This is a genomic window from Variovorax sp. TLI9-5A (assembly GCF_056867935.1).
Genome location: NZ_CP200310.1, coordinates 5,990,985 through 6,015,358 on the forward strand (window position 1 = coordinate 5,990,985; position 24,374 = coordinate 6,015,358).

Genomic DNA, 24,374 nt, shown 5'->3' on the forward strand with positions numbered 1-24,374 from the left:
TCAGAACCAGGCCGTCGCAAGTGACGCCACGGCGGCCATCGGCATCGCGGCGGCGAGGATGGCGTAAAACGCCGGGGCCTTGCCCGGCGCATGGCCAAGCCCCTTTTGAACGCCCAGCAGACTCGCGAGCGCATACGCGGCCGAGCCGGCCAGCACGGGCAGTGTTCGACTTCCCGCCCTCGCGAACGTCCCACCGGAACGGCATCTGGAACGGCATCTACTTGTTCTCGAGTTATCGGATGCTCCTCGGCTGAAGGTAGCCCCCTGCCAGTCCGGGCAATGTGGATGGCCAGGAGGCCTCGGGGTGTCGGACAAGAGCATTTCGCGGTGCCGGCAGCCGGATGTCACTGCTGCCACCACCGCAGTTGCGATCACTATGTCTTGGAAGAAACGGACTTGAGGGTGCTTGGGTTCGATACGGCTGGCGCAAGAGGCAGCTTTTTTGCCGCAACTCTGTCTGTTCGACCCAGTCAATGCATCGCTGCTTGAGCAGGTCGACACCGGCAATGTCTCCAACAGCGGAAAAGGTGCTTTCCACACTCTTCACCAGATAGATCGTGCAGAGCCAAGGGGCATACAAGCAAGCCTACAAGTGGAGCGCGTGCGCGCTGACGCATCCAGGGTTGCGATCCGTTCAGTCTCATCCCGTCTTAGGAATGCCATGGAGAGAGACGAATGATCGGTATTGTCGTACCAGCGCACAACGAAGAAGGTTGCATTCGTGCCTGTTTGCGCGCTCTGAGCAACGCAGCCCGGCATCCCGATCTGACCGGCGAAGCCGTGGAAATCGTCGTGGTGCTGGATGAATGCAGCGACGCCACCGGCGTTCACGCTCAAGCGGGCGGGGCAATGACCGTGAGCATCCGGGCACGCAACGTCGGCATGGCACGTGCGGTGGGAGCGCAGGCGCTTCTCGAACGAGGTGCCCGCTGGCTTGCCTTTACCGATGCCGACACGGTGGTGTCTTCTTCGTGGCTCGTCGACCAGCTCTCACTGCGCTGTGACGCAGTGTGCGGGACTGTCGGCGTGGCCGACTGGACACCTCATGGCGAGAACGCCCGATTTCTGGCCGAGCACTTTCGGCAGACATACACGGATGACGAAGACCATGCGCACGTGCACGGGGCCAACCTGGGTGTATCCGCGGCTGCTTACCGGCGAACGGGTGGCTTCAAATATCTGGCGTGCAGCGAAGACGTTGCGTTGGTCAATGCACTGATCGCATCTGGCGCTCGTGTGGCATGGAGCGCGAAACCACGCGTGGTCACGAGCGCGCGCAAGGATGCGAGGGCCGTGGGCGGCTTTGCGGATGCGCTGATCCAAGTGGTAGTTCAGCAGTTGGAGGCGGCTTCGCAGCCGCTACTGGCCCCGATGCGAGTTCCTTCAACCCCATAAGACGCCCTCAATTTCAAGGAGTCATCATGAAGCGAGATCCCAAAACCGCGCCTATGTCGCCTGTCAACATCGACCAGAACAGAGCCATTGGGCAGGACAGCCCCACCGAGGGAAGTCACATGGGCAAGGAAGCGCACAAGACGCAAGGTGCCCCTGGACAGGACAACCAACTCGAGCGGACCGGCACAGACGAACCCAGTCGCGAAGAGGCGATCCGCAAGGCCGCCTACGACGCGTACCTGCGACGCGGCGGTGCCCCCGGCAGCGAAACCGATGACTGGCTCGAGGCGGAAGCGCAGGTGGACAGGCAGCGCAGCAAGGAGTGACTCGCCAGTTGCGATGGCGTGGTCTTGGGCATCTTATGAACCGCCGGGCCCCATATGCACGCGGACCGCAGCCATCCAACTGTTGCCTGTTGCCCATCTGGACCCTCTCCGCCCGCGGCGCTCAACAGCGCGTTGCTGAGCAAGAACACCCAGTTTCGGCACCGTCTTGTACTAAATGCGACCAGCCAAGCCGCGGCAATTGACGCGAGGAAGGCTGGCCACTGAACCAGATCCAGCACGTTGTCCATGACTTTGCTTTCACTGCGATTCCGTTCGAACGCCAATGGCGCCGATCACCGGATGCCTTCGTACTCGGCCACCGAGCGGCCATCGCGTGCCCACACCTGCAGCACGAAGTCGTCTTCCTCGTGGAGCACGAGGCGCGGCAGGCCGAGCGCCGAAAGCGCCGCATGCACTTCGTGCGTGGAAAGACTGCGCTGCGCGAAATCCGCGCGCCAGTCGCAGGCGACCAGCGTGCCGTCCGCTTCGAGCGAATCCCCGCAGCATTCGGCCACGCGCCGCATCTCGTCGCGCTCGAGGAAGTAGCCGAGCTCGCTCAGGACGATCAGGTCGAAGCCACCCGCATCGCGCGGCCACTCCGCAGGCAAGGTCTGTCGTTCCAGACGTACGTTGGCGAGCGCACCGGTGCGTCTGCGCGCGATCTCCAGCGCATGCGGCGAGAAGTCGCTCGCCAGCAGGTTGTCGCAGCGCTGCGACAACGCCTGCGTCAACTCGCCGGTGCCGCAACCCGGCTCGTAGGCACGCCGGTACCGGGCCTGGGGCAACGCGGCCAGCAGCACCGTGCGCTTGCGGATCTCGTACCAGCGATGGCGCACTGCGTAAGGGTCCTCGCTGGCTGCATAGAGCGCGTCGAAATACGACCTGCGCCCGCCGCTCACAGGAACACCACCTCGTAGGAACGCCGCGCCCGCGCGACGGTGGTGGCGCGCAGCACCGGGCCGGCGCCGGTGGATGCATCGCGGCGCAGCTGGCTCGTGAACGCCTGCACGGCAGCGCGCTTGCGCCGGATGGCTTCTTCGTCCAGGTCGATGCGGACCGCATGCTGCCAGGGCATGCGCCCGTCGCCGGGATGCGACCAGTGCCAACCCCAGACGGGCACTTCCGCCAGCCGTGCTCCCGAAGCAGCGCAGGCAAGCGCACAGGCCTGGCCTGTGGCTTCGTGATCAGGATGGCCATCGCGGCGCCAAGTGGTGAACACCACGTCGCGCGGCCGCAGCAGCGATACGAGCCGCGCGGCCAGCGTGCCGCGAACGGCCGCCAGACCGCCATCGGGCAGGCCCAGCCGCACGGGCTCGACAGGCAGCCCCAGGCGCTCGAGCGCGAGCCGGGATTCGAGCGGGCGCTGCGTCGCCAGCCGCTGGACAGGCCACTCGGTCGAGCCGTCGTGGCTTGCCGTGCCGTCGGTCACCGCGATGACTTCGATCCGCACACCGGCATCCGCCAATTGCGCAAGCAGCCCACCCACCGAGAGCACTTCGTCGTCGGGATGCGGAGCCACCACCACAGCGCGGGCGTTGCGCGGCACCAGCGTGCGCGCATCGGTGCGGGGCAGCGCGGCCAGACCTGGCCAGCCGTTCCACTCGGCCTCGGTCGTGCCTTCTCCGCGAATGGCGGAACGGGCTACAGCATCCATGAAGAAGACTCCTTTCCGCCCCCTTGCGCAGTGAGCGTGCCGAGGGCGGCGAGATCGCGTTCGGCGTGGCTCTGGCGAAGAAACACCGGCAGGTCGGCCATGGCCCGGGCGAAGGCCCGGTTGCGGCACAGCGGGCCCGCGCCTAGCGCCCTGCCCGCATGGCGCATGACCTCGTTGGCGGCCTGCTCCACGGCCAGCCGTGCGCGCAGGGCGACCTGCCTGGCGTCGTCGCGCGGGTGCCGGTCGATCCACTCGGCCGTCTCGCGCAGCAGCGCGGCCGCGGGCGTCAATGCCGCATCGATGGCGCCTAGATGCGCGAGCCGGTGGGGGTCCGGCGCCTTGCCCATGAGTTCATGCACCGTTCGCGCGATGCCGAGAGCTCCGCCGAACCAGCATGCGGCGATGCCCGCGCCGCCCTGCCAGAAGCCGGGGCGGCGCGTGTAGTCGCCGGGCCGGCCGATCGCGATGGCCGCCGCGTGGTCGAAACGGACGTCAACGCTGGCGCTGTCCGCCATACCGACCGCATGCCATCCCTCGTCCGTGACGCGTACCCCCGGCTGATCCATGGCAATGGCGGCAAGGCAAGGCTCGCCGTCGCGGTTCCAGCAGCTCACGACGGCGTGCGTGACAGTGGCCGCACCGGAGCACCAGGCCTTGGTGCCGTTCAGGCGAACGGCCGCGCCTCCGTCCTCTTGGGCGATCACCCGGGCATCCGGCGGTTCGGCGCACCAGGTCGCCCATCGCGCGCCTTCGCATGCGGGCGGCACGCTGCCGAGCTCGGCCTGGATCGCGAGTGCGTCCGTATGGCCTTCGAAAAGCTTGACCAGGGAGAGATCGTGGGCCGCGACTTCCGCCAGCACGCGCCAGCGCGCCAGCGTCTGGCCGGCGCCCGGCATGGGCAGCACATCGAGCCCTGCGTTCACCAGATGCTTGAGCGCCAAGTCGCTGCCGTGCCGCAGCTGCAGGTGCCGCAAGTCGTTGTCGGAGGGCTGGTCGTACATGGAGCGAAGAGCGGGAAAGATCGGAAGGGAAATGCACTTCGCGCCAAGTTAGGCAAGCCGCGCATCGCGGCTCGTCGGTTGGCTGCCCTCGCATCTGTAGGAGGAACCGCGAGGCTGGAGCTGGTGCGACATCGCTCTGAGCAGACCTGCCCCTTGGCCTTGACAGTCGGGATCTCACGCAGCCGACGCTTCGACCGGCGGCATGATGCCCTCCTGCGCGGGCAGGTTGCGCTCGAGGAACAGATACAACGCCAATCCGCCTGCCAGCGGGACCAGGTAGTACAAGGCCCGGTACGCCAGCACGGCCCCCATCAGCGCGCCCTGCTTCACCGTACCCGACAGCAAAGCGAGATACACCGCCTCCAGCACGCCCAAGCCGGCCGGGATCGGCGTGAGCACTCCGACGATCGACGCCGCGAGCAACACGCTCAGGGTGGTGGCGTAGGGCACCTTCTGCCCCAGCAGCAGGTACATGACCGTGCCCATGAGCGCCCAGTTGGCAGTGGAAAGCAGCAGCTGCGTTGCAGCGATGCGCGCGCTTGGCAAATGAAGATGCCTGCCCCTGATCACCCATTCGCGCTTGCGCGAGATGGCGCACGCCACCACGTAGCCCAGCGTCAGCAGGATCATCGCCGCGCCGAGCGCGCGCAACGCGCCCTCCCCGATGGGCGCCTGCCGGGGCGGCTCGATGACGCCAGCCGCGAAAAGACCGCCGGCCAGCAGCCCGTAGCCAAGCCAGTTGGTCGCAAGGCTGAGCCCGACGATCTGGGCGACGGTGGCTTCGTCGAGGCCGGCGCGTGCGTAGAGACGCGCACGCATCCCGATGCCGCCGACCAGCGAACCGAGATTCAGGTTGAACGCATAGCTCGTGACGGCGATGGCCCAGGTGCGCCAGTACGACAAGCGGTGGCGCAGATGATGCTTGCCGATAAGGTCGAAGCAGCCGTAGAGCGCATGGCTGACCGTGGCGAGTCCGAGCACCGCGAGCAGCAGCCAGGGCGAATATCGTTGCAGCGCATGCCAGGCACCGGCCCAGTCGATCTTGTGGACATGGGATAGCAGCATGGCCAGGACGGCAATGCCGAGCAGAGGCAGCAACCATCGCCGGCAGCGCTGCCATCGCGTCGAGCCGGCGGCGGCTCGGGAGTTCATGGCACCCGCCGGCTCAGTGAGAGTCCCGTTCGGTATCGGACTCATCAACCTTCCCGGGTGTCTTGTGCTCGGCTTCGCCCTTGTCGTGGAGCTTCTTGTTGGTCACTTCCTTCATCAGATGCTCGCCCTCGATGTCGCGACCATCGCTGGGTACCGACTCCTCCTGCGTGACTTCGGGTTCTTCATGCGTGGACTGCCTGGCAGGGTTTGGCTTCTTTGACATGGATGGCTCCTCGAACTCTGAAACTCTGAAACTCTGAACATGTGTGGAATCTTCGACGTCTGCGGCAGTCGCGCCGCCATCCGTCGACGACGCAGGGTGCAGGACATTTGCCATTGCCGCGATTGACGGCGCGAGGTGGCGCAAGGCGGCGCCCGACAATGCCTGGACTTCCGTTCGATGCCCAGGACAAGGCAATGAATGAGCCTGAGGCGCTTTTGCGCGACAGCCACCTCAGTCGATGTCCGACACGGCGCGCGGTACGAAGTCCTAGCGTTTCTCTTGCGGGGGATGTCTTCTTCCATCCGCCCTCATTCCATTCATTCGCGCCATTGCAGGAAAGGAAAGATGCCATGAGCGAACTATCGAGAAGACAGCAAGCCAGGGACGACAGGCGCGACAACCAGCGCGTCTTCGTGTTCAGCGTGACCGTGGCCATCCTCGTGATGCTCGGCGCCCTGTTTTACTTTTATGCCGTGGACAAGCGCGGCGAAGGCCCCTCGCACGAGGCAACGCCGCCGGCCGCGCAGGTACAGGGCGGCGCGCAGACGGTTCCCGCCCCAGCACCTGCAGCCCCGCCACCGAAATAGATGAAGGCCGCCGGACGCCGGTCTCTTCATCACCCGGACACATGATCGTGAGGATCGATATGCAACGTTTCAAGGATCGCGTCGTCATCGTGACCGGCGCTGGCAGCGGCATTGGCGAAGCCACCGCGCACCGTTTTTCGCGGGAAGGCGCGAACGTGGTGCTCGCGGGGGACACGCTTGCCAAGCTGCAGCATGTGGCACGTGAGTTGCCGGACGAACGCACCCTGGTGAAGTTGACCGATGTGTCCAGCTTCAGCCAGGTGCAGGCACTGGTGGATGCGACCATCGAGCGCTTCGGCGCGCTGCACGTGCTCTTCAACAATGCCGGCATCGCGGTCGAAGGCACGGTCACGCAGCCGCCGCTGGAAGATTGGAACCGGATCATGGCAGTCAACGCCGGCGGCGTGTTCCACGGCTGCCGCGCGGCCATGCCGCATCTGGTGCGCAGCAGGGGCTGCATCGTGAACACCGCTTCGGTCTCCGGCCTGGGCGGCGACTGGGGCATGGGTTTCTACAACGCGTCAAAGGGCGCGATCGTCAACTTCACCAAGGCTCTCGCGCTGGACCACGGCAAGAGCGGCGTGCGGGTGAACGCCGTGTGCCCCAGCCTCACCTTCACGCCGATGACCGAGGACATGAAAGGCGACAACGCGCTGATGGCGAAGTTCGCCGAGCGCATCCCGCTCGGGCGCGGTGCCGATCCCTCGGAGATCGCGGCCGTGGTTGCCTTTCTGGCGAGTGACGATGCAAGTTTTGTCTCGGGCGTCGCGATGCCGGTGGATGGCGGGCTGATGGCGTCCAACGGCCAGCCCGACATGGGCTGAGGAGCGGCACCACCATGGCAACGAACACAGTCGGCGAGGGCATGCGCACGCTGAAGGCGGTGATACGGGAATACTGAGCCAGCGTCATGGCCGGCCGGCCGGAAAAGACGACGACCTGAAGCGCTGGCCACATCGTCAGCACCCGCGTCTAGCTGACAAATGAGGGGCTGTATTGGCTCCGCCCTACTCCAGGGCAATCATTCTGCAGATTCATCGCTCCATTGAATTTCATCCGGGTAAATTTTGATCAAAAATTAGGCGATCAAGGCGCATTCATGCACGTTCAGCAGCGTCTTCCAGCGGCCTGCGGCAGCAGCAACCCCTCGGAAAAGTACGGTCGTGCAGTTCCGAGTTAGCTGAGAACCGACATCCGCACCGACAACGGCCAGCCAACCCGGCCTTGAAACGTCATCGATTGCCCTTATGATTAGCACTCGCTGCTGACGAGTGCTAACAACGGCCTCGCTTCCAGCCGATGGGCTGCCGGGCTCCGGTCCGGCACCCGACCACAAACCCGTTTCTTATCCATACATCCAGGAGATGCAATGAAACTTCGTCCTTTGGCCGATCGCGTGATCGTCAAGCGTGTTGACAGCGAAACCAAGACTGCCTCCGGCATCGTCATCCCCGACGCAGCCGCCGAGAAGCCCGATCAGGGTGAAGTCCTGGCCGTGGGCCCGGGCAAGCGCAACGACAAGGGCGAGCTGGCCGCACTGACCGTGAAGGTCGGCGACCGCGTCCTGTTCGGCAAGTACAGCGGCCAGACCGTCAAGGTCGGCGGCGACGAACTGCTGGTCATGAAGGAAGACGACCTGTTCGCAGTCGTCGAGAAGTAATTCAAACATCCCACTCGGAGTAAACAAACATGGCAGCAAAAGACGTAGTCTTCGGCGGTGAAGCCCGCGCACGCATGGTCGAGGGTGTGAACATCCTGGCCAACGCAGTCAAGGTGACCCTGGGCCCCAAGGGCCGTAACGTGGTGCTCGAGCGCTCGTTCGGCGCCCCCACCGTCACCAAGGACGGCGTGTCGGTCGCCAAGGAAATCGAACTGAAGGACAAGCTGCAGAACATGGGCGCCCAGCTCGTGAAGGAAGTGGCCTCCAAGACCAGCGACAACGCTGGTGACGGCACCACGACCGCTACCGTGCTGGCTCAAGCCATCGTTCGCGAAGGCTTCAAGTACGTGGCCGCGGGCATCAACCCGATGGACCTGAAGCGCGGCATCGACAAGGCCGTGACGGCCCTGGTCGAAGAGCTGAAGAAGGCTTCGAAGCCCACCACCACGTCGAAGGAAATCGCTCAAGTCGGCTCGATCTCGGCCAACAGCGACGAAACCATCGGCAAGCTCATCGCCGACGCGATGGACAAGGTCGGCAAGGAAGGCGTGATCACCGTGGAAGACGGCAAGTCGCTCGAGAGCGAACTCGACGTCGTCGAAGGCATGCAGTTCGACCGCGGCTACCTGTCGCCCTACTTCATCAACAACCCCGAGAAGCAATCGGCGCTGCTGGACAACCCCTTCGTGCTGCTGTTCGACAAGAAGATCAGCAACATCCGTGACCTGCTCCCCACGCTGGAACAAGTCGCCAAGGCCGGCCGTCCGCTGCTGATCATTGCCGAAGAAGTCGAGGGCGAAGCCCTGGCTACGCTGGTCGTGAACACGATCCGTGGCATCCTGAAGGTCGTGGCCGTCAAGGCTCCTGGCTTCGGCGACCGCCGCAAGGCCATGCTGGAAGACATCGCCATCCTGACGGGCGGCAAGGTCATCGCTGAAGAAGTGGGCCTGACGCTCGAAAAGGTGACGCTGGCCGACCTGGGCCAAGCCAAGCGCATCGAAGTGGGCAAGGAAAACACCATCATCATCGACGGCGCCGGCGCTGCTGCCGACATCGAAGCCCGCGTGAAGCAAGTGCGCGTGCAGATCGAGGAAGCCACGAGCGACTACGACCGTGAAAAGCTGCAAGAGCGCGTGGCCAAGCTGGCCGGCGGTGTTGCCGTGATCAAGGTTGGCGCCGCCACCGAAGTCGAAATGAAGGAAAAGAAGGCTCGCGTCGAAGACGCCCTGCACGCTACCCGCGCTGCAGTGGAAGAAGGCGTAGTGGCCGGCGGCGGCGTGGCTCTGCTGCGTGCCAAGCAAGCCGTGGGCGACAAGATCAAGGGCGACAACGCCGATCAGGACGCCGGCATCAAGCTGGTGCTGAAGGCCATCGAAGCTCCCCTGCGCGAAATCGTGAACAACGCCGGCGGCGAAGCCTCGGTGGTGGTGAACGCGGTTCTGGCCGGCAAGGGCAACTACGGCTTCAATGCCGCCAACGACACGTACGGCGACATGCTCGAGCTGGGCATCCTGGACCCGACGAAGGTCACCCGCACCGCACTGCAGAACGCCGCTTCGGTGTCCTCGCTGCTGCTGACGACCGAAGCCATGGTGGCTGACGCTCCGAAGGACGACGCCCCCGCTGGCGGCGGCATGCCCGACATGGGCGGCATGGGTGGCATGGGCGGCATGGGCATGTAACTGGCTCGCCCCAGGCTGCGCGGCACTTCGTGTCCGCTACGCCTACCCCCTACCGGGGGCGACACCTGCGGACCGGCAGAGCCGGATCCGCGGTGTCTCGCGAAATGAAAGAAGCCCGGCTTGCGCCGGGCTTTTTTCATGGGCGGTCGTGATCGCTCTGCTACTGGAATTGCGCCTGCACCGCCTTGTAGAGCGCCTGAAAGCGCGCATGCCTAGTCCTGTGGACATCGGCTCCATCGGTCGACGGAACCAGCTTCTGCTTCACCGGCGGCAGCGTGCACACCTCTGCCACCTCGCCCCCATCCGCCAGCCAGGCCAGCCGCGCCGCACCCAGCGCCCCGCCCGTCTCGCTGCCCGCATAGAGCGTGAGCGGAACCTGGAAGATGTCGGCCAGCAACTGCCCCCACCAAACGCTGCGTGCACCGCCGCCCACCAGCGCCATTTCGCGCAGCGGCATGTCGGCCGGCAGCCGCAGGGTGTCAAAGCCGTCGCGCAGGCCGAAGCTCACGCCCTCGACCACGGCGTAGGCGATTTCCGCCGGTCCGTGTGCATGCGTGAGCCCGAAGAGAACGCCTTGGGCATTGGGGTTGTTGTGCGGCGAGCGTTCGCCTGACAGGTACGGCAGGAACAGCGGGCAACGCTCGCGCCGTGCCGACGGTATGGATGCGGCCGCTTCGAGCAGCGCGGCCTCGTCGACGAACTTGAAAGTCTTCGCCGCCCAGCTCACCGCGCTCGCGGCGGAGAGCATCACCGACATCTGGTGCCAGCGCTTCGGCAGGGCGTGGCAGAAAGCGTGCATTGCCTGCGCGGGGTTCGGCAAGAAGCGGTCGGTCGACACGAACACCACGCCCGAGGTGCCCAGCGAGACAAAGCCCTGCCCCGGCTCGACCAGCCCCATGCCGACCGCGCTGGCCGCGTTGTCGCCCGCACCGCCCGCGATCTTCACGCCATCGCTCAGGCCCCAGCGCGCCGCCAGCTCGGGCTTGAGCTGAGCCGACACCTCGCTGCCTTCGACCAGCCTCGGCATGTGCGCACGCGTGAGCCCCGTGGCCGCGAGCAGTTCGTCGGACCAGTCGCGCGCGCCCACGTCCAGCCACAGCGTGCCTGCCGCATCCGACATCTCGCTGACCGCCTCGCCGCTGAGCATGAAGCGCAGCCAGTCCTTCGGCAGCAGCACGCGTGCGACGCGGCTGAAGATTTCGGGCTCGTGCTCGCGCACCCACAGCAGCTTGGGCGCGGTGAAGCCGGGCATCGCCAGGTTGCCCGCGATCTCGCCGAGCCTCGGCACGGCGCGCGTGAGCGCCTCGCACTGCGCACCGCTGCGGCCGTCGTTCCAGAGGATCGCCGGGCGCAGCACCTCGCCAGCTTCGTCGAGCAGCGTCGCGCCATGCATCTGGCCCGACAGACCGATGGCCCGTACCGACGCGAGCGCCTCGCCGTGCGAGGCCTTGAGTTGCGCCATCACCTCTTCGAGCGCCTGCCACCACTGCCGCGGCGCCTGCTCCGACCACAGCGGCTGCGGCCGTTCGACCGTGAGCGGCGCGCGCGCCACGCCCACGATGCGGTGATCGTCGGCGAGCAGCAGCGCCTTGAGCTCGGACGTGCCGAGGTCGAGTCCAAGATACAAGATGACCCCCTGGTTTCGTGCTTGGGAAGCTTAGGAAGAGATGCCGCCGCCGAAGCGCGTGTCCGCCTGCCGGCGGAACTCGCTCGGCGTCATGCCCTTGATTTCAAGGAAGCGCCGGTTGAAGTTCGCCACGTTGTTGAAGCCCACCTGGTAGCAGATGTCGGTCACGTAGTGGTCGGTCTGCATCAGCAGGTGGCAGGCGCTGTTGATGCGCACGCGGTTGACGAAGTCGGTGAAGCTGTTGCCGGTGGAGCGCCTGAAGAAGCGGCTGAATCGGCTCTCGCTCATGCCCAGCTCGGCCGCCACGTCCGACATCGAGATCGGCTCGGCCATGTTGTTGGTGATGCGGTTGACGATGCCGTTGATCTGGTCGACCTGCGCGTCGCCGTCGGCGCCCTGCGCGCCCTGCATCTGCACGCTCGACAGCAGGCGGTAGTCGGTGCATTGCGCCAAGTCGGCCATGAAGTCGAGGAACAGGCCCAGCCGGCGCACGCCGCGCGCGGCCTTGATGCGGTCCCAGTGCGCCTGCGCCTGCTGCGACATGCCGAAGAACTCGATGCCATGGCGCGCCCGCTCCAGCAGCTGCATCACCTCGCGCAGCTCGGGAATCTGCGCCGCCGCGTGCTCGATGGGCTCGTGGCGGAACTGGATCACCCTGTCGCGCCCCGCCGCGCCGCCCTCGGGCACGTCGAGCGAGATCCAGTTGTGCGGCAGCCTCGGCCCGCACAGCACCAGATGCCCCGGCTGGAAGGGTCCGATCCAGTCGCCGATGAAGGCCTTGCCCGAGGTCTCGGTGATCAGGTGCAGCTCGTACTCTTCATGAAAGTGCCACCGCACCAGCGGGCTCGGAAAGCCGTGCGCGAGGCAGCGCACCACGCCGGTTTCTTCGGGAGCCTCGTAGCCCAGCGAGGGGGAGCGCGCGAAGTCGCGCTCCAGTTCGGGCTGGCGCTGGCGGGGAATCGAGCGCTTGCGGGTGGACGTCGTCATGATGGCAGCACGGCTCAGGGCCGGGAAGCAGCAGCAACAGCGGTATTTTGTGCCTTCGCCAGCGCGGCGTGAACCGCTTCCAGCGTCGGCGGATCGGCACCCTCGCGGGTGCAATTCAGCGCGGCGGCGGTGGCGGCGAAGCCCATCACGGCCTTCCAGCTCTCGTCGCTCAGCCCGTCGAGCTGCTCCGGCCGCTCGATGCCGTGCGAAAGCAGCGCCACGGAAAGCCCCGCCGTGAAGGTGTCGCCCGCGCCGATGGTGTCGACCACGGCGACACGCGGCGCCGCCACGCTCAGCGGTGCATGGCCCGCGCGCCAGAGCGTCGCGCCGTCGCCGCCGCGCGTGACGATCACGGCGCGCGCGCCAGCCTTCAGGCACTCGGAGGCCAGCGCATCGACGGGCTGGCCGGGCGCGAGCAGCGCCGCGTCCTCGTCGCTGAGCTTGACCAGGTCGGCCATGCCGAACCAGCCGTTCACGCGCTCGCGATAGGCGGCGATGTCGGTGATGAGGCTGGGCCGCACGTTCGGGTCGAACACGATCACGCGCTGCCCCCGGTTCGCCGCGATCAGGTCGGCGATGCGCGCGGCGGCCGGGTCCTGCAGCAGCGAGATCGAGCCGAAGTGCAAAAAGCGGCACTCCGCCGGCAGCTGCGGCAGCGGCTCGGGCGCCCAGGTGGCGTCGGCGCTGCCTTGCGTATAGAAGGCGTAGCGGTTGGTCTGCGGCGTTCGCTCGACGAAGGCCAGCGTCGAAGGCGCGCCGCTGCGCAGGATGAAGCTGGTGTCCACGCCGTTGCGCTGCAGGAAGCCCATCAGCCGCTCGCCGAACAGGTCGGTGGAAAGCTGCGTGAGAAAGCCCGTGGGCTGCCCGAGCCGCGCGCAAGCCACGGCCGTGTTCAGCGGCGAACCTCCCTCGTGTCCGAGGAACGCCAGGGTGCCAGCCTCGCTGGCGGTGAAATCGATGAGGGCTTCGCCCGTGAGTGCAATGCGCATGGTGTCTGGATTCTGGCGCGGTCAGGCCGGCAGGTCGCGCGGGTCGGCGAGAAAGCCGCTTTCCGCTGCCAGCGTGGCGGGATGGTCGAGCAATTCGGAAAACAGGCGTGGCGGAATGGTGATGGCCCCCACGCCGATCCGCAACAGCGAAAGATAGGCCTCGCGCGAGCGGATGCTCGCCACCAGCAGCCGCGTGCCCGACGCTGGCCGCTGGGCGACCAGCGCCTGCATCTGCGCAATCAGCCCCAGCCCGTCGGCGCCGGAGTCTTCCAGCCGGCCCAGGTACGGCGCGGCATAGGCGGCGCCCAGCTGCGACGCGAAGTGCGCCTGCTCGGGCGCGTACACCGCAGTCCAGGTCACGGGCACGCCCTGCGCGATGAGCCGCGCGCCGGCCACGAAGCCCTGGCGCGTGGCCGGGATCTTCACCACCAGCTGGCCCGGCGCGAAGTGCGCGAGCAGCGCCTGGGCGTCCTCCAGCATGCCGTCGGCATCCTGCGAATACACCTGCGCCTGCACCTGCCGCGCGCCCAGCTCGATGCAGCGCCGCAGCAGGCCCGGCACTTCGGCGCGGCCGATGCCTGCACGCCTGAGCAGCGTCGGGTTGGTCGTCACGCCGTGCACCACCGGGTGCGGCAGGCAGGCCTGCAGCTCGGCCATGTCGGCGCTGTCGAGGTACAGGTGGAAGTCGTGGTTCATCTGGTCTTCAGCTCATGACGTTGCCGCCGTCGACGTTGAGGGTCTGCGCCGTGATGTAGCGCGCCTCGTCGCTGGCGAGGAACACCGCCGCCCCCGCGATGTCGTCCGGCACGCCCATGCGTCCGAGCGGCACCGCCAGGCCGACCTGCCGCTTCTTCTCTCCGGGCGGCAGCCCTTCGGCCTTGGCGAACAGGCTGTCCACATGGTCCCACATCGGCGTGTCGACCACACCGGGGGCGATGCCGTTGACGCGGATGCCGTGCGGCGCCATGGCCAGCGCGGCGCTCTGCGTGTAGCTGATGACGGCCGCCTTGGTCGCGCAGTAGTGCGACACCAGCGCCTCGCCGCGGCGCCCGGCCTGCGAGGCCATGTTGATGACCGAGGCGCCCTGCGTGCCCGCCTCCACCATGTGGCGCAGCACCGCCTGCATCACGAAGAACATGCCCTTCACGTTGACCGCGAACAGACGGTCGAAGGAAGCCTCGTCGCTGTCGAGCAGCGGCGCGAGGTCGAACACCGCCGCGTTGTTGAACAGCGTGTGGACCGGCCCGAAGGCCACCTGCGCCTCGGCCAGCATGTGCGCGATGGCCTGCGTGTCGGTCACGTCGGCCGCGATGTAGGCGAGGCTGTCGGGGTGGCGCTGCTGCAGCGCGCGCACGGCCTCGGGCGCGGCGGGCGCGCGGTCGATCACCGTGCAGCGCGCGCCTTCGGCGATGCAGGCCGCGGCCACGGCCAGGCCGATACCGCCGCCCGCGCCGGTCAGCAGCACATGCCTGCCCTGCAGCCTGCCGCTCATGGCTTGCGCTCCGCCGCCTGCACGAAGCGCGCGACGCGCTCGCCCGCGCGGCGCACCGCGTCGATCAGCCGCGCGTCGCCGGCGATGTTGCCCCACAGCCCCGTGTCGGAACACAGCGCGACGACCGGGTCGGCCGCGTCGCAGATGGCGTGCGCCACCGCCTCGTCCATGCCCTGGTCCTGGTAGGCGTAGGGCAGCGCGCCCTTGTGCCAGCGCTGCAGGAAGGCCAGGAACAGCGCGGGCAGCATCGCCACGCTCTCGACGGGCTGGCCGGCCGCGAGGCGCTCGCGCACCGTCGGAGCGATGAAGCCCGGGATCTTCGAGAAGCCGTCCGCCGCCACGCGCTGGTTGGTGTCGCGGATGGCCGGGTTGCCGAAGCGGTCGAGCACCACGTCGCGGTAGGCCGCGAGGTCGATCGGGCTCGGGCTCAGGCAGGGAATGACGTCGTCGGTGACGTAGTCGAAAGCCATCTTGCGGATGGCCGCGTCGTGCGTGCCCTCGTGGATGAAGCCCAGCCCGATCAGCGTGCCCGCCCAGGCAATGCAGCTGTGCGTGGCGTTGAGGATGCGGATCTTGGCCTCTTCATACGGCTGCACCGACTCGACCAGCTCCACGCCCACGCGGCCCCAGTCGGGGCGGCCGGCCGCGAAGTTGTCTTCGATCACCCACTGGATGAAGCTCTCGCCGGTGATGGCGGCCGCGTCATCGCGGCCCGTGGCCGCCTTCACGCGCGCGCGCAGCTCGGGCGGCGGGCGCGGCGTGATGCGGTCGACCATCGCATTCGGGCAGCGGGTGTTCGCGTTCACCCAGGCCAGCAGGTCGGCGTCGCCCGCCAGGCCGATGAACTCCAGCAGGCCGGCGCGGAAGCGGTCCCCGTTGTGGCGCAGGTTGTCGCAGTTCAGCAGCGTGAGCGGCCCGGCGTTCGCGGCCTTGCGCGCGCGCAGGATGGCGCAGACGGCACCGTAGATGGTCACGCCCTTGCCTTCGGTCTCGCCGCCTTCACCGCGGCGCGCACGCTCCACGTCGGCCGCGAGGTCGCCGAAGGACAGGTCGAGCCTGCCCTTGTCGTCGAGGTAGTAGCCTGCCTCGGTCACGGTGAACGACACGATGCGCGTCGAGGGCGCCGCGCCGCGCGCGATCACGCGTGCCAGCGAGGGCTCCCAGGGAAGCACCTCGCGGATGGCGGCGATCTCCTCGTAGCGGTACTCGCCCGCGGGTGAGACTGTTTCGAGCGTGTAGCGCCCGCCCTGGGCCTCGAGCGCGGCGACGACCTCGGCCATGTCCGGCCGGATGTTGGCACCCGAGAGCGACCAGCGGGTGTCGCCCGCGTCGATCAGCCGCTGCAGGTACACGGCCTGGTGGGCGCGGTGGAACGAGCCCAGGCCGAGATGGAGCACCGTGAACTCGGACAGAGCCGGTGGAGTTTGCGCAATGGTCACGAGAAGGTCCGTTGAAAAGACGGTGGACAGATGGTTGGGGTCACGCGGCGACCGAGCGGCCTTCGCGGTTGAAGAGATGCAGCACCGAAGGGTCGAGCTCCACCGCCACGTCGTCGCCGGCCTGCAGCGGCGTGCGGTCGTTCTGCCGCGCGATCAGCGGCACGCCGGCCACGTCGACGTGGATCAGCGTGTCGGCGCCCAGCGCCTCGATCAGCTCGACGCGGCCCAGCACGTCCGACACCGGCGCGCCCTGCTTCGGATGCACGCGCAGCCCCTCGGGGCGCACACCCAGGAAGCCGTCGGCCGGCAGGCGCCCGCCGGTGGCGGCGGAGAAGGAAGGAATGGCGTTCGCCGCCACCATGTTCATCGACGGCATGCCGATGAACTGCGCCACGAACTGGTTGGCCGGGCGGTCGTACAGCTCCAGCGGCGTGCCGACCTGCTCGATCAGCCCATCCTTCAGCACCACCACGCGGTCGGCCAGCGTCATGGCTTCCACCTGGTCGTGCGTCACGTAGATGGTGGTCGCGCCCAGCGCGCGGTGCAGCTTGTGGATCTCCACGCGGGTGTTGCCGCGCAGCGCCGCGTCGAGGTTCGACAGCGGTTCATCGAACAGGAACACCTTCGGCGCCCGCACGATCGCACGGCCGATGGCCACGCGCTGGCGCTGGCCGCCCGACAGGTCCTTGGGCGTGCGGTCGAGGTACTGCGTGAGGTTCAGCGTCTTCGCCGCGTACTCGACCTTGGTCTTGATCTCGCTCTTGGACACGCCCGCGAGCTTCAGCGCGAAGGACATGTTGTCGTACACGCTCATGTGCGGATAGAGCGCGTAGCTCTGGAACACCATCGCGAGATCGCGCTTGCCCGAGGGAGCCCAGGTGATGTCCTTGCCGTCGAGCAGCAGGTTGCCGCTGGTGATCGGCTCCAGCCCCGCGATCAGCCGCAGCAGCGTCGACTTGCCGCAGCCCGAAGGCCCGACGAAGACGATGAACTCGCCCTTCTGGATCTGCAGGTCGACGCCCTTGATGATGTTGACTTCACCAAAGCTCTTCTTGATGTTCTTGAGTTCGAGGTAGGCCATTCACGACTCCTTGATGTTTTGCCGGCAGGCGAGCGATGCGCCGACGTTGTTCGAAAGCGCGCGACGCGATCCGCAGGCTGCCGCGGAACCGGCTTTGCCGGGCCGCAGGCAGCGCCCCCTCGAGGGGGTTGGCGAAGCGACACGCAGTGCGCGAAGACTGGGGGTGGCGTTCATTTCACGGCGCCGAAGGTCAGGCCTTGGACGAGCTGCTTCTGACTGAACCAGCCGAACACCACGATCGGCGCGATGGCCATCAGCGAAGCCGCCGACAACTTGGCCCAGAACAGGCCCTCGGGGCTGGAGTACGAGGCGATGAGCGTGGCCAGCGTGCCGGCCTTGGCGGAGGTGAGGTTCAGCGCCCAGAAGGCCTCGTTCCAGCTCAGCACCAGGCACAGCAGGCCGGTGGATGCGAGCCCGCCCACCGACAGCGGCATCACGACGTGGCGGAACTCGGTCCAGAGGCTGGCGCCGTCCATGCGCGCCGCTTCGAGAATCTCGTTCGGAATGTCCTTGTAGGCGCTGTAGAGCATCCACACCATGATCGGCAGGTTCGACAGCGTGAACACGATGGTCAGCGCGGGGAGCGAGTCCAGCATGCCCGCCGTCTGCGCAATGACGTAGATCGGCACCAGCGCGCCCACGGCCGGCATCATCTTGGTGGAGAGCATCCACATCAGGATGTCGCGCGTCTTCTTCGTGCGGAAGAAGGCCATCGAGTACGCGGCGGGCGCCGCGATCAGCAGGCCCAGGATGGTCGAGCCCAGGCTGGTGATGAGCGAATTGCGCGCATACAGCAGGTAGTCGCTGCGGCGCTGCACCTCGCCGAAGTTGTCGAGCGTGGGCTCGAAGACGAAGAGCGGCGGCACATGGATGGCCTGCAGCTCCGTCTTGAAGGCCGTAAGGAACAGCCAGCCGAGCGGGAAGAACAGCAGCAGCGCGACGGCCCACGCGCCGACGGTGCGAATGGCCTGCGGCAGGAAGTTGCTGGGGGCTTGTTGTTGTTGCATGGCGTGTTGCTCCTCAGTCGAGGTTCTTGCCGATGATCCGGATGAGGAACACGGCCACGATGTTGGCCAGCACCACCGCGAAGAGCGCACCCGCCGAGGCCACGCCCACGTCGAAGTTCATGAGCGACTGCTTGAAGATCATGTAGGTCATGTTCGTGCTCTCGTTGCCCGGGCCGCCGTTGGTGGTGATGGCGATCTCCGCGAACACGCTGAGCAGGAAGATCATCTCGATCATGATCACCACCGCCATCGGGCGCGCGAGGTGCGGAATGGTGAGATAGAAGAAGCGCTGGATGGCGCTCGCGCCGTCCATGCGCGCGGCCTCCATCTGCTCGCGGTCGAGCGACTGCAGCGAGGTGATGAAGATCAGGCAGGCGAAGGGCAGCCACTGCCAGGCCACCATGATGATCACCGACAGCAGCGGCACGTCGGTGAGCCAGTCGATGGGCTGCGCGCCGAAGGTGCGCCAGACGTCGGCCAGGATGCCGTAGATGGGGTTCATCATCATGTGCTTCCACAGCAGCGCGTTGACCGCGGGCATGACGAAGAAGGGCGAGATCAGCAGCACGCGCACGATGCCGCGCCCCGGGAAGGGCTCGTTCACCAGCAGCGCGAGCAGCACGCCGAGCACCACCGTGATGACGATCACGCTGCCGATCAGCAGCAGCGTGTTCCATGTGGCCGGCCAGAAGTCGGGGTCGGTGATGAAGTAGTGAAAGTTCTCGATGCCCGCGAAGGTGCGCTCGCCGGGCTGCATGAGGTTGTAGTTGACGAACGAGAAGTACAACGTCATCACGAGCGGCACGATCATCCAGAGGAAGAGCGTTAGCACCGCGGGCGCCATGAGGGCGCGGGGCAGGAGTCTTTTCATTTTGTGTCCTCTCTGGGGGCTGTTGCTCCCTCTCCCGCTTGCGGGAGAGGGTTGGGGTGAGGGCATGCGGCGTCGACGACGCACGCGCTGCCGCCCCCTCACCCTGGCCCTCTCCCCGAGGGGAGAGGGGAAGGAAGCGGGTTACTTGTAGTACCCGGCCTTCTTCATCTCACGCTCGGCCGCGGTCTGCGAAGTCTTCAGCGCCTGGTCCACAGTGACCTTGCCCGACAGCGCCGCGCTCATCTGCTGGCCCACCGCCACGCCGATGGCCTGGAACTCAGGAATGGCCGCGTACTGCACGCCGACATACGGCGACTTCGGCAAGGTGCTGTCGGTGAGGTTCGCGCTGTCGATCGCCTTCTTCTCTGCCGCTGCGAACTTGGCGACCTTCTGGAACTCGGGGTTCGCGTAGGTCGACTTGCGCGTGCCTGTGGGCACGGAGGCCCAGCCGGTTTCCTTGGCCACGAGGTTGATGTATTCCTTGGAGGTGGCCCACTTGATGAACTTCTGCGCCGCCTCGTCCTTGGTCGAGCTGGCCGGAATGGCGAGGTTCCACGACCACAGCCAGTTGGCGCCCTTCGGCGTGGAGGCGGTCGGCGCCTGCGCGAAGGCCACCTTGTCGGCCACCTTCGACTGCTTCGGGTCGCTGATGAACGAGGCCGCGATGGTCGCGTCCACCCAGGCCGCGCACTTGCCTTCGTTGAAGAGCGCGAGGTTCTCGTTGAAGCTGTTGGCCGAGGCTCCCGGAGGGCCGTCCTTCTTCATCAGGTCGACGTAGAAGGTGATGGCGTCCTTCCAGGGCTTGGTGTCGATCTGCGGTTTCCACTGCATGTCGAACCACTGGCCGCCGTTGGTGTTGACCAGCGTGGTCAGGAAGGCCATGTTGTCGCCCCAGCCCGGCTTGCCGCGCAGGCACATGCCGTACACGCCGGCCTTCGGGTCGTTGGCCTTGTCGGCGAACTCTTTCACCTGCGCCCAGGTGGGCTGGTCGGAGAATTTCACGCCCACCTTGTCGGCGAGGTCCTTGCGGTACATGAGCATCGAGCTCTCGCCGTAGAAGGGAGCGGCGTAGAGCTTGCCTTCGTTCGACAAACCGTCGCGGATGGCGGGCAGCAGGTCGTCCACGTCGTAGGCGGCGTCGGTGGCGATGGGCTTGAGCCAGCCCTTCTTCGACCAGATCGGCGTCTCGTACAGGCCGATGGTCATCACGTCGAACTGGCCGCCCTTGGTGGCAATGTCGGTGGTCACGCGCTGGCGCAGCGTGCCCTCTTCGAGCGTCACCCACTTGAGCTTGATGTCGGGGTTGGCCTTCTCGAAGAAGGGGGTGAGCTTCTGCATCTCGATCATGTGGCCGTTGTTCACGGTCGCGATCACGAGTTCGGTGGCGGCCTGCGAGACGACGCCCGTACCGATGAGTGCGAGGACGAGGCCCGCTTTCAGAAAACGCTTCATGTTGTCTCCTAGAGGTGAGCGACGCCCTCTTGTTTGTCGGGTCGCCGTGCCGGGAATTCTGGAGAAGCGTGCCTGCGATTTTGGTACTGACGCCGCCATCACCAGTACTTTCATGCACCAGTTGGCTAGTGAATTCCCTAGTTAACGCAATACAGCATGGAAAACCGCAAGCCAAAGGTTTCAGGCGCTGCCCAATAGCTGCCGCCGCAGCTGCGCTGCCGCAGGCGACAGCGCCCGGTCGGCGCGGGTGATGAGACAGATCGGCGGCACCCGCACCGGCAGCTCCACCGGCACCACCCGCAGCACGCCCAGCCGGGCGTAGTGTTCGGCTTGCGAGGCGGGCATCACGGCCGCCATGTCGGAGTTCTCCAGCAAGGCCGTGATGGCGATGGGCGATGCCGTTTCGATGATGTCCAGCCGCTCCCGTATGCCCGCCTCCCGCATCGCCGCCTCGAAGCGCCCGCGCTGCGGCGAGCCCGGCGGCTGCAGCACCCACGACCAGCCCGCCATCTCGGCCAGCGTGACGGTGCCGCGCTCGAACACCGGGTGGGCGGCGCGAACCACCACCACCTGCGACTCGCCCAGAAGCGGCACGCTCGCGTACTTCGCCTCGTCGTGGCCGTCGGTGAGGCGGCCCAGCACGAAGTCGACGTCGCCCTGCTCCAGCTGCGCCTGGATCACGTCGCTGGTCTCGACCACCACCGACACCGCCACCTGCGGATGCCGGCGGTGGTACTCCACCAGCGCCGGCGCCAGCAACCCCGGCACCGCGCCCGGCACGCTGCCCACGCGCAGCGCGCCGCTCAGGCCGGAGCGCAGGGCCAGCATTTCCTCGCGGGCGGTGCCGAAGTCGCTGAGCACGCGGCGGGCATAGCGGATCAGGATCTCGCCGTAGGGCGTGGGCTCCATGCCGCGCGCCAGGCGCTCGAAGAGCTTCTCGCCCAGCGAATCCTCCAGCTGCTGCAGCAGCTTGGTGGCCGCCGGCTGGCTGATGTTCATCGCCTCGGCCGCCCGGCCGAGATGGCGATGGGTATCGAGCCGGGCCAGCAGCAGCAGCTGGCGCGGCCGCACGAGGAGCATCAGCGAGGCGTCGGAAAGCCCTTGGGTCATGCACAAAAGTATATGGACCTCCGGGCTTTTTCGATTGGATCGAGCTGGCAATGCTCCGTACGCTTGCCCTCACTACAAGCAGGAGACAACCTCGATGAAGCCTCTCTTTTTCGCCCGCGCGGCAGGGCTGGTGGCCATGGCGCTACTGACGGCAACAGCGTCCAGCGCGCAGCAGGCCTACCCCGACAAGCCGATGCGCATCATGGTCGGCGCCTCGCCCGGCGGCGGCACCGACATCCTGGCGCGGGTGCTGGCCGACAAGTTCTCGCCCGCGCTGAAGCAGCCGGTGGTGGTCGAGAACCGCCCGGGCGCCTCCAACACCATCGCGGGCGAGCTCACGGCACGCGCGCCTGCCGACGGCGCCACGCTGCTGCTGGCCACAAACACGGCGCAGGCGGTGGCCCCACACATCCTCAAGCTCAAGTACGACCCGCTGAAGGACCTGCAGCCCGTCGGCCTGGTCGCCGTGATGCCCAACGTGCTGGTGGTGTCGGCCAACTCGCCCTACAGGTCGGTGAAGGACCTGGTGGCGGCCATGGCCGCGAAGCCGGGCGGCTTCAAGTACGCCTCCTCGGGCATCGGCAGCACGCAGCACGTGGGCGGCGAGGCCTTCAACCTCGCCACCGGCATGAAGTCGATCCACGTGCCCTACAAGGGCAGCTCGCAGGCGCACGTCGACATCATCGCGGGCGAGGTCGACATGATGTTCGACAGCACCTCCTCGGCCATGGGCCAGATCAAGGCCGGCAAGTTCCGCGCGCTGGCGGTGAGCGCGCCGCAGCGCTCGCCCGAACTGCCCGACGTGCCGACGCTGGCCGAGCAGGGCATCAAGGGCGCCGACGTGTCCACCTGGTATGGCCTGTACGTCACGGCCGGCACGCCGCGCCCCGCGGTGGAGCGGCTGAGCGCCGAACTCTCGCGCACGCTGAAACTGGCCGACGTACAGACGCGCATCAAGGCACTGGGCGGCGAGCCCGGCGGGCTGACCGGCGAACCCTTCGCGGCGATGAACAGGCAGGAGTTCGACCACTACGGCCAGCTCGTGCGCGACGCCAACATCAAGGCCGAATGAAGCGGCCGGTTCCTCCTCTTTCTCTCTTTCCTTCAACCGTATCCGACCGACACCATGTCCCTCCCCTCCAAGACTTCAGGCGCGACTTCCGCCAGGCCCCGCATCGTCGTGCTGCTCGGCGACCCGAGCGGCGTCGGCCCCGAGATGGCGGTGAAGCTGCTGGCGCGCCAGCGCAACCTCGACGCCGCGCGCGTGCTGTTGATCGCCGATCCGGCGGTGCTCGCGGCTGGCGAGCGCATCGCAGGCGAGAAGCTGAACCCGCTGCGGGTGGACAGCCTCGACGCGCTGCGCTTCGAGGACGGCCGTCCCAGCCTGCTCGCGTGCGACTGGATGGAAGGACGCGAGCCTGTGCTTGGCGAGTCGAACGAGCAGTCGGGCCGCGCCTCGTTCGAGGCGCTGGAGCTGGCCACGCTGGCGGTGCAGCGCGGGCAGGCCGAGGGCATCCTCTTCGCGCCGCTCAACAAGCATTCGCTGCGCCTGGGCGGCCTGGTGCACGAGGACGAGCTGCGCTACATGCAGGAGCGCTTCGCGGTGACGGGCTTCGTATGCGAGTTCAACCTCACGGGCTCGCTGTGGACCTCGCGCGTGACCTCGCACATTCCGCTGAAGGACGTGGCGAGCCACATCACGGTGCAGGGCGTGAGCGACGCGGTGAAGATCATCGCCGCCGCGCTGCGCCGCGCGGGCGTGGCGCATCCGCGCATCGCGGTGACGGGGCTCAACCCGCACGCGGGCGACGGCGGCTCCATCGGCATGGAAGAAATCGAGATCATCGCGCCCGCCATCGAGCAGCTGCGCGCCGAGGGCCTCGATGCGCGCGGTCCCTTCTCGCCCGACACGGTGTTCATCGGCGCGCGGCGCGGCGACGTCGATGCGGTGGTGTCGATGTACCACGACCAGGGCCAGATCGCGATGAAGCTCATGGGCTTCGAGCAGGGCGTGACGCTGCACGGCGGCCTGCCGGTGCCGGTGGCCACCTCGGCCAGCGGCAGCGCCTTCGACATCGCGGGCAAGGGCATCGCGCAGATCGAGGGGCTGCAGCAGGCCTTCGACCTGTGCGTGCGCATGGCGAGCGGCGCACCCGTGCGCGAGCAAGCACAGGCGGTGGCGGCCTGACGCATCGCGCGAAGCAAGGCAAAAAAGAAAAGGGCCGCTTGCGCGGCCCTTTTGCATTGGAAACCCGGAAGACTCAGGCCGAGACTGCCGGCGCTTCGCCGTAGTTGTTGGGCTGGGGCTGCGAGGGCTGAACGTAGAAGTAGATCAGCACGAGGTTGACGATCGGGATGATCATCAGGAGCTGCAGCCAGCCGCTCTTGCCGATGTCATGCAGGCGGCGGGCGCCCACTGCCAGCGCGGGCAGCAGGAAGGCCAGGGCTGCGATGCCGTAGACGTACTGGTGGATGAGGCTGGCGATGATCAGGACGATCACCTCGGCCAGCACAAACCACCAGTATTCGGAACGCGATGCGCGGCCGTTGAAATCGGCGTACTTGCTGAAGCAGGTCTTGACTGCTGTTTGAAAATCCATTGATCGACTCCTCTTTTGTGATTGGTCCCAGGGAAATTT

26 protein-coding genes are annotated in these 24,374 nt (G+C 66.9%); 8 read left to right on the forward strand and 18 right to left on the reverse strand.

Annotated features, from left to right (window positions below):
- Entirely contained in the window at nucleotides 1-156 is a 156-nt protein-coding gene (locus AC1VNX_RS28550) for a hypothetical protein (RefSeq protein ID WP_483160919.1), read from the reverse strand.
- 519 nt (nucleotides 157-675) lie between these two features.
- Between AC1VNX_RS28550 and AC1VNX_RS28555 the strand changes: the two genes are divergently transcribed.
- Together AC1VNX_RS28555 and AC1VNX_RS28560 are read left to right on the forward strand one after the other, a co-directional pair.
- Nucleotides 676-1,395 (forward strand): glycosyltransferase family 2 protein, encoded by a 720-nt coding sequence (locus AC1VNX_RS28555; protein WP_483160920.1) that lies wholly within the window; start codon nucleotides 676-678, stop codon nucleotides 1,393-1,395.
- Between the two features lie 26 nt (nucleotides 1,396-1,421).
- The gene (locus AC1VNX_RS28560) at nucleotides 1,422-1,721 is read left to right on the forward strand and encodes a DUF2934 domain-containing protein (RefSeq protein WP_483160921.1); all 300 of its coding nucleotides are present in this window, start codon (nucleotides 1,422-1,424) and stop codon (nucleotides 1,719-1,721) included.
- 293 nt (nucleotides 1,722-2,014) lie between these two features.
- On the opposite strand, the gene AC1VNX_RS28565 is transcribed toward AC1VNX_RS28560, so the two are convergent.
- From AC1VNX_RS28565 to AC1VNX_RS28585, 5 genes are all read right to left on the reverse strand, one after another.
- The gene (locus AC1VNX_RS28565; RefSeq protein ID WP_483160922.1) at nucleotides 2,015-2,620 is read right to left on the reverse strand and encodes a class I SAM-dependent DNA methyltransferase; all 606 of its coding nucleotides are present in this window, start codon (nucleotides 2,618-2,620) and stop codon (nucleotides 2,015-2,017) included.
- Nucleotides 2,617-3,375, reverse strand: coding sequence for a PIG-L deacetylase family protein (locus AC1VNX_RS28570; protein ID WP_483160923.1), 759 nt, complete (start codon nucleotides 3,373-3,375; stop codon nucleotides 2,617-2,619). The genes AC1VNX_RS28565 and AC1VNX_RS28570 overlap by 4 nt, the downstream gene beginning before the upstream one ends.
- Nucleotides 3,363-4,376: an acyl-CoA dehydrogenase family protein gene (locus tag AC1VNX_RS28575; protein WP_483160924.1), complete on the reverse strand. Its 1,014-nt coding sequence runs from the start codon at nucleotides 4,374-4,376 to the stop codon at nucleotides 3,363-3,365. Before AC1VNX_RS28575 ends, AC1VNX_RS28570 begins: the two co-directional genes overlap by 13 nt.
- A 174-nt stretch (nucleotides 4,377-4,550) precedes the next feature.
- Nucleotides 4,551-5,528 (reverse strand): lysylphosphatidylglycerol synthase domain-containing protein, encoded by a 978-nt coding sequence (locus tag AC1VNX_RS28580; RefSeq protein WP_483160925.1) that lies wholly within the window; start codon nucleotides 5,526-5,528, stop codon nucleotides 4,551-4,553.
- A gap of 13 nt (nucleotides 5,529-5,541) precedes the next feature.
- Nucleotides 5,542-5,751, reverse strand: coding sequence for a hypothetical protein (locus tag AC1VNX_RS28585; protein WP_483160926.1), 210 nt, complete (start codon nucleotides 5,749-5,751; stop codon nucleotides 5,542-5,544).
- Between the two features lie 350 nt (nucleotides 5,752-6,101).
- Between AC1VNX_RS28585 and AC1VNX_RS28590 the strand changes: the two genes are divergently transcribed.
- The 4 genes from AC1VNX_RS28590 to groL all read left to right on the forward strand — a co-directional run bounded on the left by AC1VNX_RS28590 (nucleotide 6,102) and on the right by groL (nucleotide 9,680).
- Nucleotides 6,102-6,338, forward strand: coding sequence for a hypothetical protein (locus tag AC1VNX_RS28590; RefSeq protein ID WP_483160927.1), 237 nt, complete (start codon nucleotides 6,102-6,104; stop codon nucleotides 6,336-6,338).
- A 59-nt stretch (nucleotides 6,339-6,397) separates the two neighbouring features.
- On the forward strand, nucleotides 6,398-7,162 hold the full coding sequence (gene budC / locus AC1VNX_RS28595) for a meso-2,3-butanediol dehydrogenase (RefSeq protein WP_483160375.1): 765 nt from the start codon (nucleotides 6,398-6,400) through the stop codon (nucleotides 7,160-7,162).
- A 545-nt stretch (nucleotides 7,163-7,707) separates the two neighbouring features.
- Entirely contained in the window at nucleotides 7,708-7,998 is a 291-nt protein-coding gene (locus AC1VNX_RS28600) for a co-chaperone GroES (RefSeq protein ID WP_007835162.1), read from the forward strand.
- Between the two features lie 29 nt (nucleotides 7,999-8,027).
- Nucleotides 8,028-9,680 (forward strand): chaperonin GroEL, encoded by a 1,653-nt coding sequence (gene groL / locus AC1VNX_RS28605; RefSeq protein WP_483160928.1) that lies wholly within the window; start codon nucleotides 8,028-8,030, stop codon nucleotides 9,678-9,680.
- 160 nt (nucleotides 9,681-9,840) lie between these two features.
- Here the strand turns inward: groL and xylB are convergent, their stop codons facing one another.
- The 11 genes from xylB to AC1VNX_RS28660 all read right to left on the reverse strand — a co-directional run bounded on the left by xylB (nucleotide 9,841) and on the right by AC1VNX_RS28660 (nucleotide 21,735).
- Nucleotides 9,841-11,307 (reverse strand): xylulokinase, encoded by a 1,467-nt coding sequence (gene xylB, locus AC1VNX_RS28610; RefSeq protein WP_483160929.1) that lies wholly within the window; start codon nucleotides 11,305-11,307, stop codon nucleotides 9,841-9,843.
- A gap of 30 nt (nucleotides 11,308-11,337) precedes the next feature.
- A complete protein-coding gene (locus AC1VNX_RS28615) occupies nucleotides 11,338-12,294 on the reverse strand; it encodes an AraC family transcriptional regulator (RefSeq protein ID WP_483160930.1) in 957 nt (318 codons plus the stop codon).
- Between the two features lie 14 nt (nucleotides 12,295-12,308).
- Nucleotides 12,309-13,283 carry a carbohydrate kinase family protein gene (locus AC1VNX_RS28620; RefSeq protein ID WP_483160931.1) on the reverse strand — a complete coding sequence of 325 codons (975 nt, stop codon included), beginning with the start codon at nucleotides 13,281-13,283 and terminating at the stop codon, nucleotides 12,309-12,311.
- Between the two features lie 21 nt (nucleotides 13,284-13,304).
- Nucleotides 13,305-13,979: a transaldolase family protein gene (locus AC1VNX_RS28625; RefSeq protein ID WP_483160932.1), complete on the reverse strand. Its 675-nt coding sequence runs from the start codon at nucleotides 13,977-13,979 to the stop codon at nucleotides 13,305-13,307.
- Nucleotides 13,980-13,986: 7 nt separating this feature from the next.
- Entirely contained in the window at nucleotides 13,987-14,775 is a 789-nt protein-coding gene (locus AC1VNX_RS28630; protein WP_483160933.1) for an L-iditol 2-dehydrogenase, read from the reverse strand.
- Entirely contained in the window at nucleotides 14,772-16,172 is a 1,401-nt protein-coding gene (dalD, locus tag AC1VNX_RS28635) for a D-arabinitol 4-dehydrogenase (protein WP_483162030.1), read from the reverse strand. Before dalD ends, AC1VNX_RS28630 begins: the two co-directional genes overlap by 4 nt.
- Nucleotides 16,173-16,254: 82 nt before the next feature.
- The gene (locus AC1VNX_RS28640; protein WP_301511864.1) at nucleotides 16,255-17,295 is read right to left on the reverse strand and encodes an ABC transporter ATP-binding protein; all 1,041 of its coding nucleotides are present in this window, start codon (nucleotides 17,293-17,295) and stop codon (nucleotides 16,255-16,257) included.
- A 170-nt stretch (nucleotides 17,296-17,465) separates the two neighbouring features.
- Entirely contained in the window at nucleotides 17,466-18,302 is an 837-nt protein-coding gene (locus AC1VNX_RS28645) for a carbohydrate ABC transporter permease (RefSeq protein WP_483160934.1), read from the reverse strand.
- Between the two features lie 13 nt (nucleotides 18,303-18,315).
- Complete coding sequence (locus tag AC1VNX_RS28650) at nucleotides 18,316-19,173, reverse strand: carbohydrate ABC transporter permease (RefSeq protein WP_483160935.1); 858 nt, start codon at nucleotides 19,171-19,173, stop codon at nucleotides 18,316-18,318.
- 141 nt (nucleotides 19,174-19,314) lie between these two features.
- Nucleotides 19,315-20,625, reverse strand: a complete 1,311-nt coding sequence (locus tag AC1VNX_RS28655) for an ABC transporter substrate-binding protein (RefSeq protein ID WP_483160936.1) — start codon at nucleotides 20,623-20,625, stop codon at nucleotides 19,315-19,317.
- 180 nt (nucleotides 20,626-20,805) lie between these two features.
- Nucleotides 20,806-21,735 (reverse strand): LysR family transcriptional regulator, encoded by a 930-nt coding sequence (locus AC1VNX_RS28660; RefSeq protein ID WP_483160937.1) that lies wholly within the window; start codon nucleotides 21,733-21,735, stop codon nucleotides 20,806-20,808.
- A gap of 94 nt (nucleotides 21,736-21,829) precedes the next feature.
- Between AC1VNX_RS28660 and AC1VNX_RS28665 the strand changes: the two genes are divergently transcribed.
- Both AC1VNX_RS28665 and AC1VNX_RS28670 read left to right on the forward strand, forming a co-directional pair.
- Nucleotides 21,830-22,807, forward strand: a complete 978-nt coding sequence (locus AC1VNX_RS28665) for a Bug family tripartite tricarboxylate transporter substrate binding protein (protein WP_301511858.1) — start codon at nucleotides 21,830-21,832, stop codon at nucleotides 22,805-22,807.
- A gap of 54 nt (nucleotides 22,808-22,861) precedes the next feature.
- The gene (locus AC1VNX_RS28670) at nucleotides 22,862-23,923 is read left to right on the forward strand and encodes a 4-hydroxythreonine-4-phosphate dehydrogenase PdxA (protein ID WP_483160938.1); all 1,062 of its coding nucleotides are present in this window, start codon (nucleotides 22,862-22,864) and stop codon (nucleotides 23,921-23,923) included.
- A gap of 73 nt (nucleotides 23,924-23,996) precedes the next feature.
- Here AC1VNX_RS28670 and AC1VNX_RS28675 read toward each other — a convergent pair whose 3' ends face one another.
- Entirely contained in the window at nucleotides 23,997-24,335 is a 339-nt protein-coding gene (locus AC1VNX_RS28675) for a DUF805 domain-containing protein (protein WP_483160939.1), read from the reverse strand.
- Nucleotides 24,336-24,374 lie beyond the last annotated feature (39 nt).

Bases quoted from the DNA above. Each gene is read 5' to 3' on its own strand.
- groL (WP_483160928.1), top strand. From the start codon at position 8,028: ATGGCAGCAAAAGACGTAGTCTTCGGCGGTGAAGCCCGCGCACGCATG.
- AC1VNX_RS28665 (WP_301511858.1), top strand. From the start codon at position 21,830: ATGAAGCCTCTCTTTTTCGCCCGCGCGGCAGGGCTGGTGGCCATGGCG.
- AC1VNX_RS28615 (WP_483160930.1), bottom strand. From the start codon at position 12,294: ATGACGACGTCCACCCGCAAGCGCTCGATTCCCCGCCAGCGCCAGCCC.
- AC1VNX_RS28625 (WP_483160932.1), bottom strand. From the start codon at position 13,979: ATGAACCACGACTTCCACCTGTACCTCGACAGCGCCGACATGGCCGAG.
- AC1VNX_RS28560 (WP_483160921.1), top strand. From the start codon at position 1,422: ATGAAGCGAGATCCCAAAACCGCGCCTATGTCGCCTGTCAACATCGAC.
- AC1VNX_RS28570 (WP_483160923.1), bottom strand. From the start codon at position 3,375: ATGGATGCTGTAGCCCGTTCCGCCATTCGCGGAGAAGGCACGACCGAG.
- AC1VNX_RS28675 (WP_483160939.1), bottom strand. From the start codon at position 24,335: ATGGATTTTCAAACAGCAGTCAAGACCTGCTTCAGCAAGTACGCCGAT.
- AC1VNX_RS28600 (WP_007835162.1), top strand. From the start codon at position 7,708: ATGAAACTTCGTCCTTTGGCCGATCGCGTGATCGTCAAGCGTGTTGAC.
- AC1VNX_RS28590 (WP_483160927.1), top strand. From the start codon at position 6,102: ATGAGCGAACTATCGAGAAGACAGCAAGCCAGGGACGACAGGCGCGAC.
- AC1VNX_RS28555 (WP_483160920.1), top strand. From the start codon at position 676: ATGATCGGTATTGTCGTACCAGCGCACAACGAAGAAGGTTGCATTCGT.
- AC1VNX_RS28585 (WP_483160926.1), bottom strand. From the start codon at position 5,751: ATGTCAAAGAAGCCAAACCCTGCCAGGCAGTCCACGCATGAAGAACCC.
- AC1VNX_RS28580 (WP_483160925.1), bottom strand. From the start codon at position 5,528: ATGAACTCCCGAGCCGCCGCCGGCTCGACGCGATGGCAGCGCTGCCGG.
- AC1VNX_RS28620 (WP_483160931.1), bottom strand. From the start codon at position 13,283: ATGCGCATTGCACTCACGGGCGAAGCCCTCATCGATTTCACCGCCAGC.
- AC1VNX_RS28575 (WP_483160924.1), bottom strand. From the start codon at position 4,376: ATGTACGACCAGCCCTCCGACAACGACTTGCGGCACCTGCAGCTGCGG.
- AC1VNX_RS28640 (WP_301511864.1), bottom strand. From the start codon at position 17,295: ATGGCCTACCTCGAACTCAAGAACATCAAGAAGAGCTTTGGTGAAGTC.
- budC (WP_483160375.1), top strand. From the start codon at position 6,398: ATGCAACGTTTCAAGGATCGCGTCGTCATCGTGACCGGCGCTGGCAGC.
- AC1VNX_RS28655 (WP_483160936.1), bottom strand. From the start codon at position 20,625: ATGAAGCGTTTTCTGAAAGCGGGCCTCGTCCTCGCACTCATCGGTACG.
- AC1VNX_RS28650 (WP_483160935.1), bottom strand. From the start codon at position 19,173: ATGAAAAGACTCCTGCCCCGCGCCCTCATGGCGCCCGCGGTGCTAACG.
- AC1VNX_RS28645 (WP_483160934.1), bottom strand. From the start codon at position 18,302: ATGCAACAACAACAAGCCCCCAGCAACTTCCTGCCGCAGGCCATTCGC.
- AC1VNX_RS28670 (WP_483160938.1), top strand. From the start codon at position 22,862: ATGTCCCTCCCCTCCAAGACTTCAGGCGCGACTTCCGCCAGGCCCCGC.
- AC1VNX_RS28630 (WP_483160933.1), bottom strand. From the start codon at position 14,775: ATGAGCGGCAGGCTGCAGGGCAGGCATGTGCTGCTGACCGGCGCGGGC.
- AC1VNX_RS28660 (WP_483160937.1), bottom strand. From the start codon at position 21,735: ATGACCCAAGGGCTTTCCGACGCCTCGCTGATGCTCCTCGTGCGGCCG.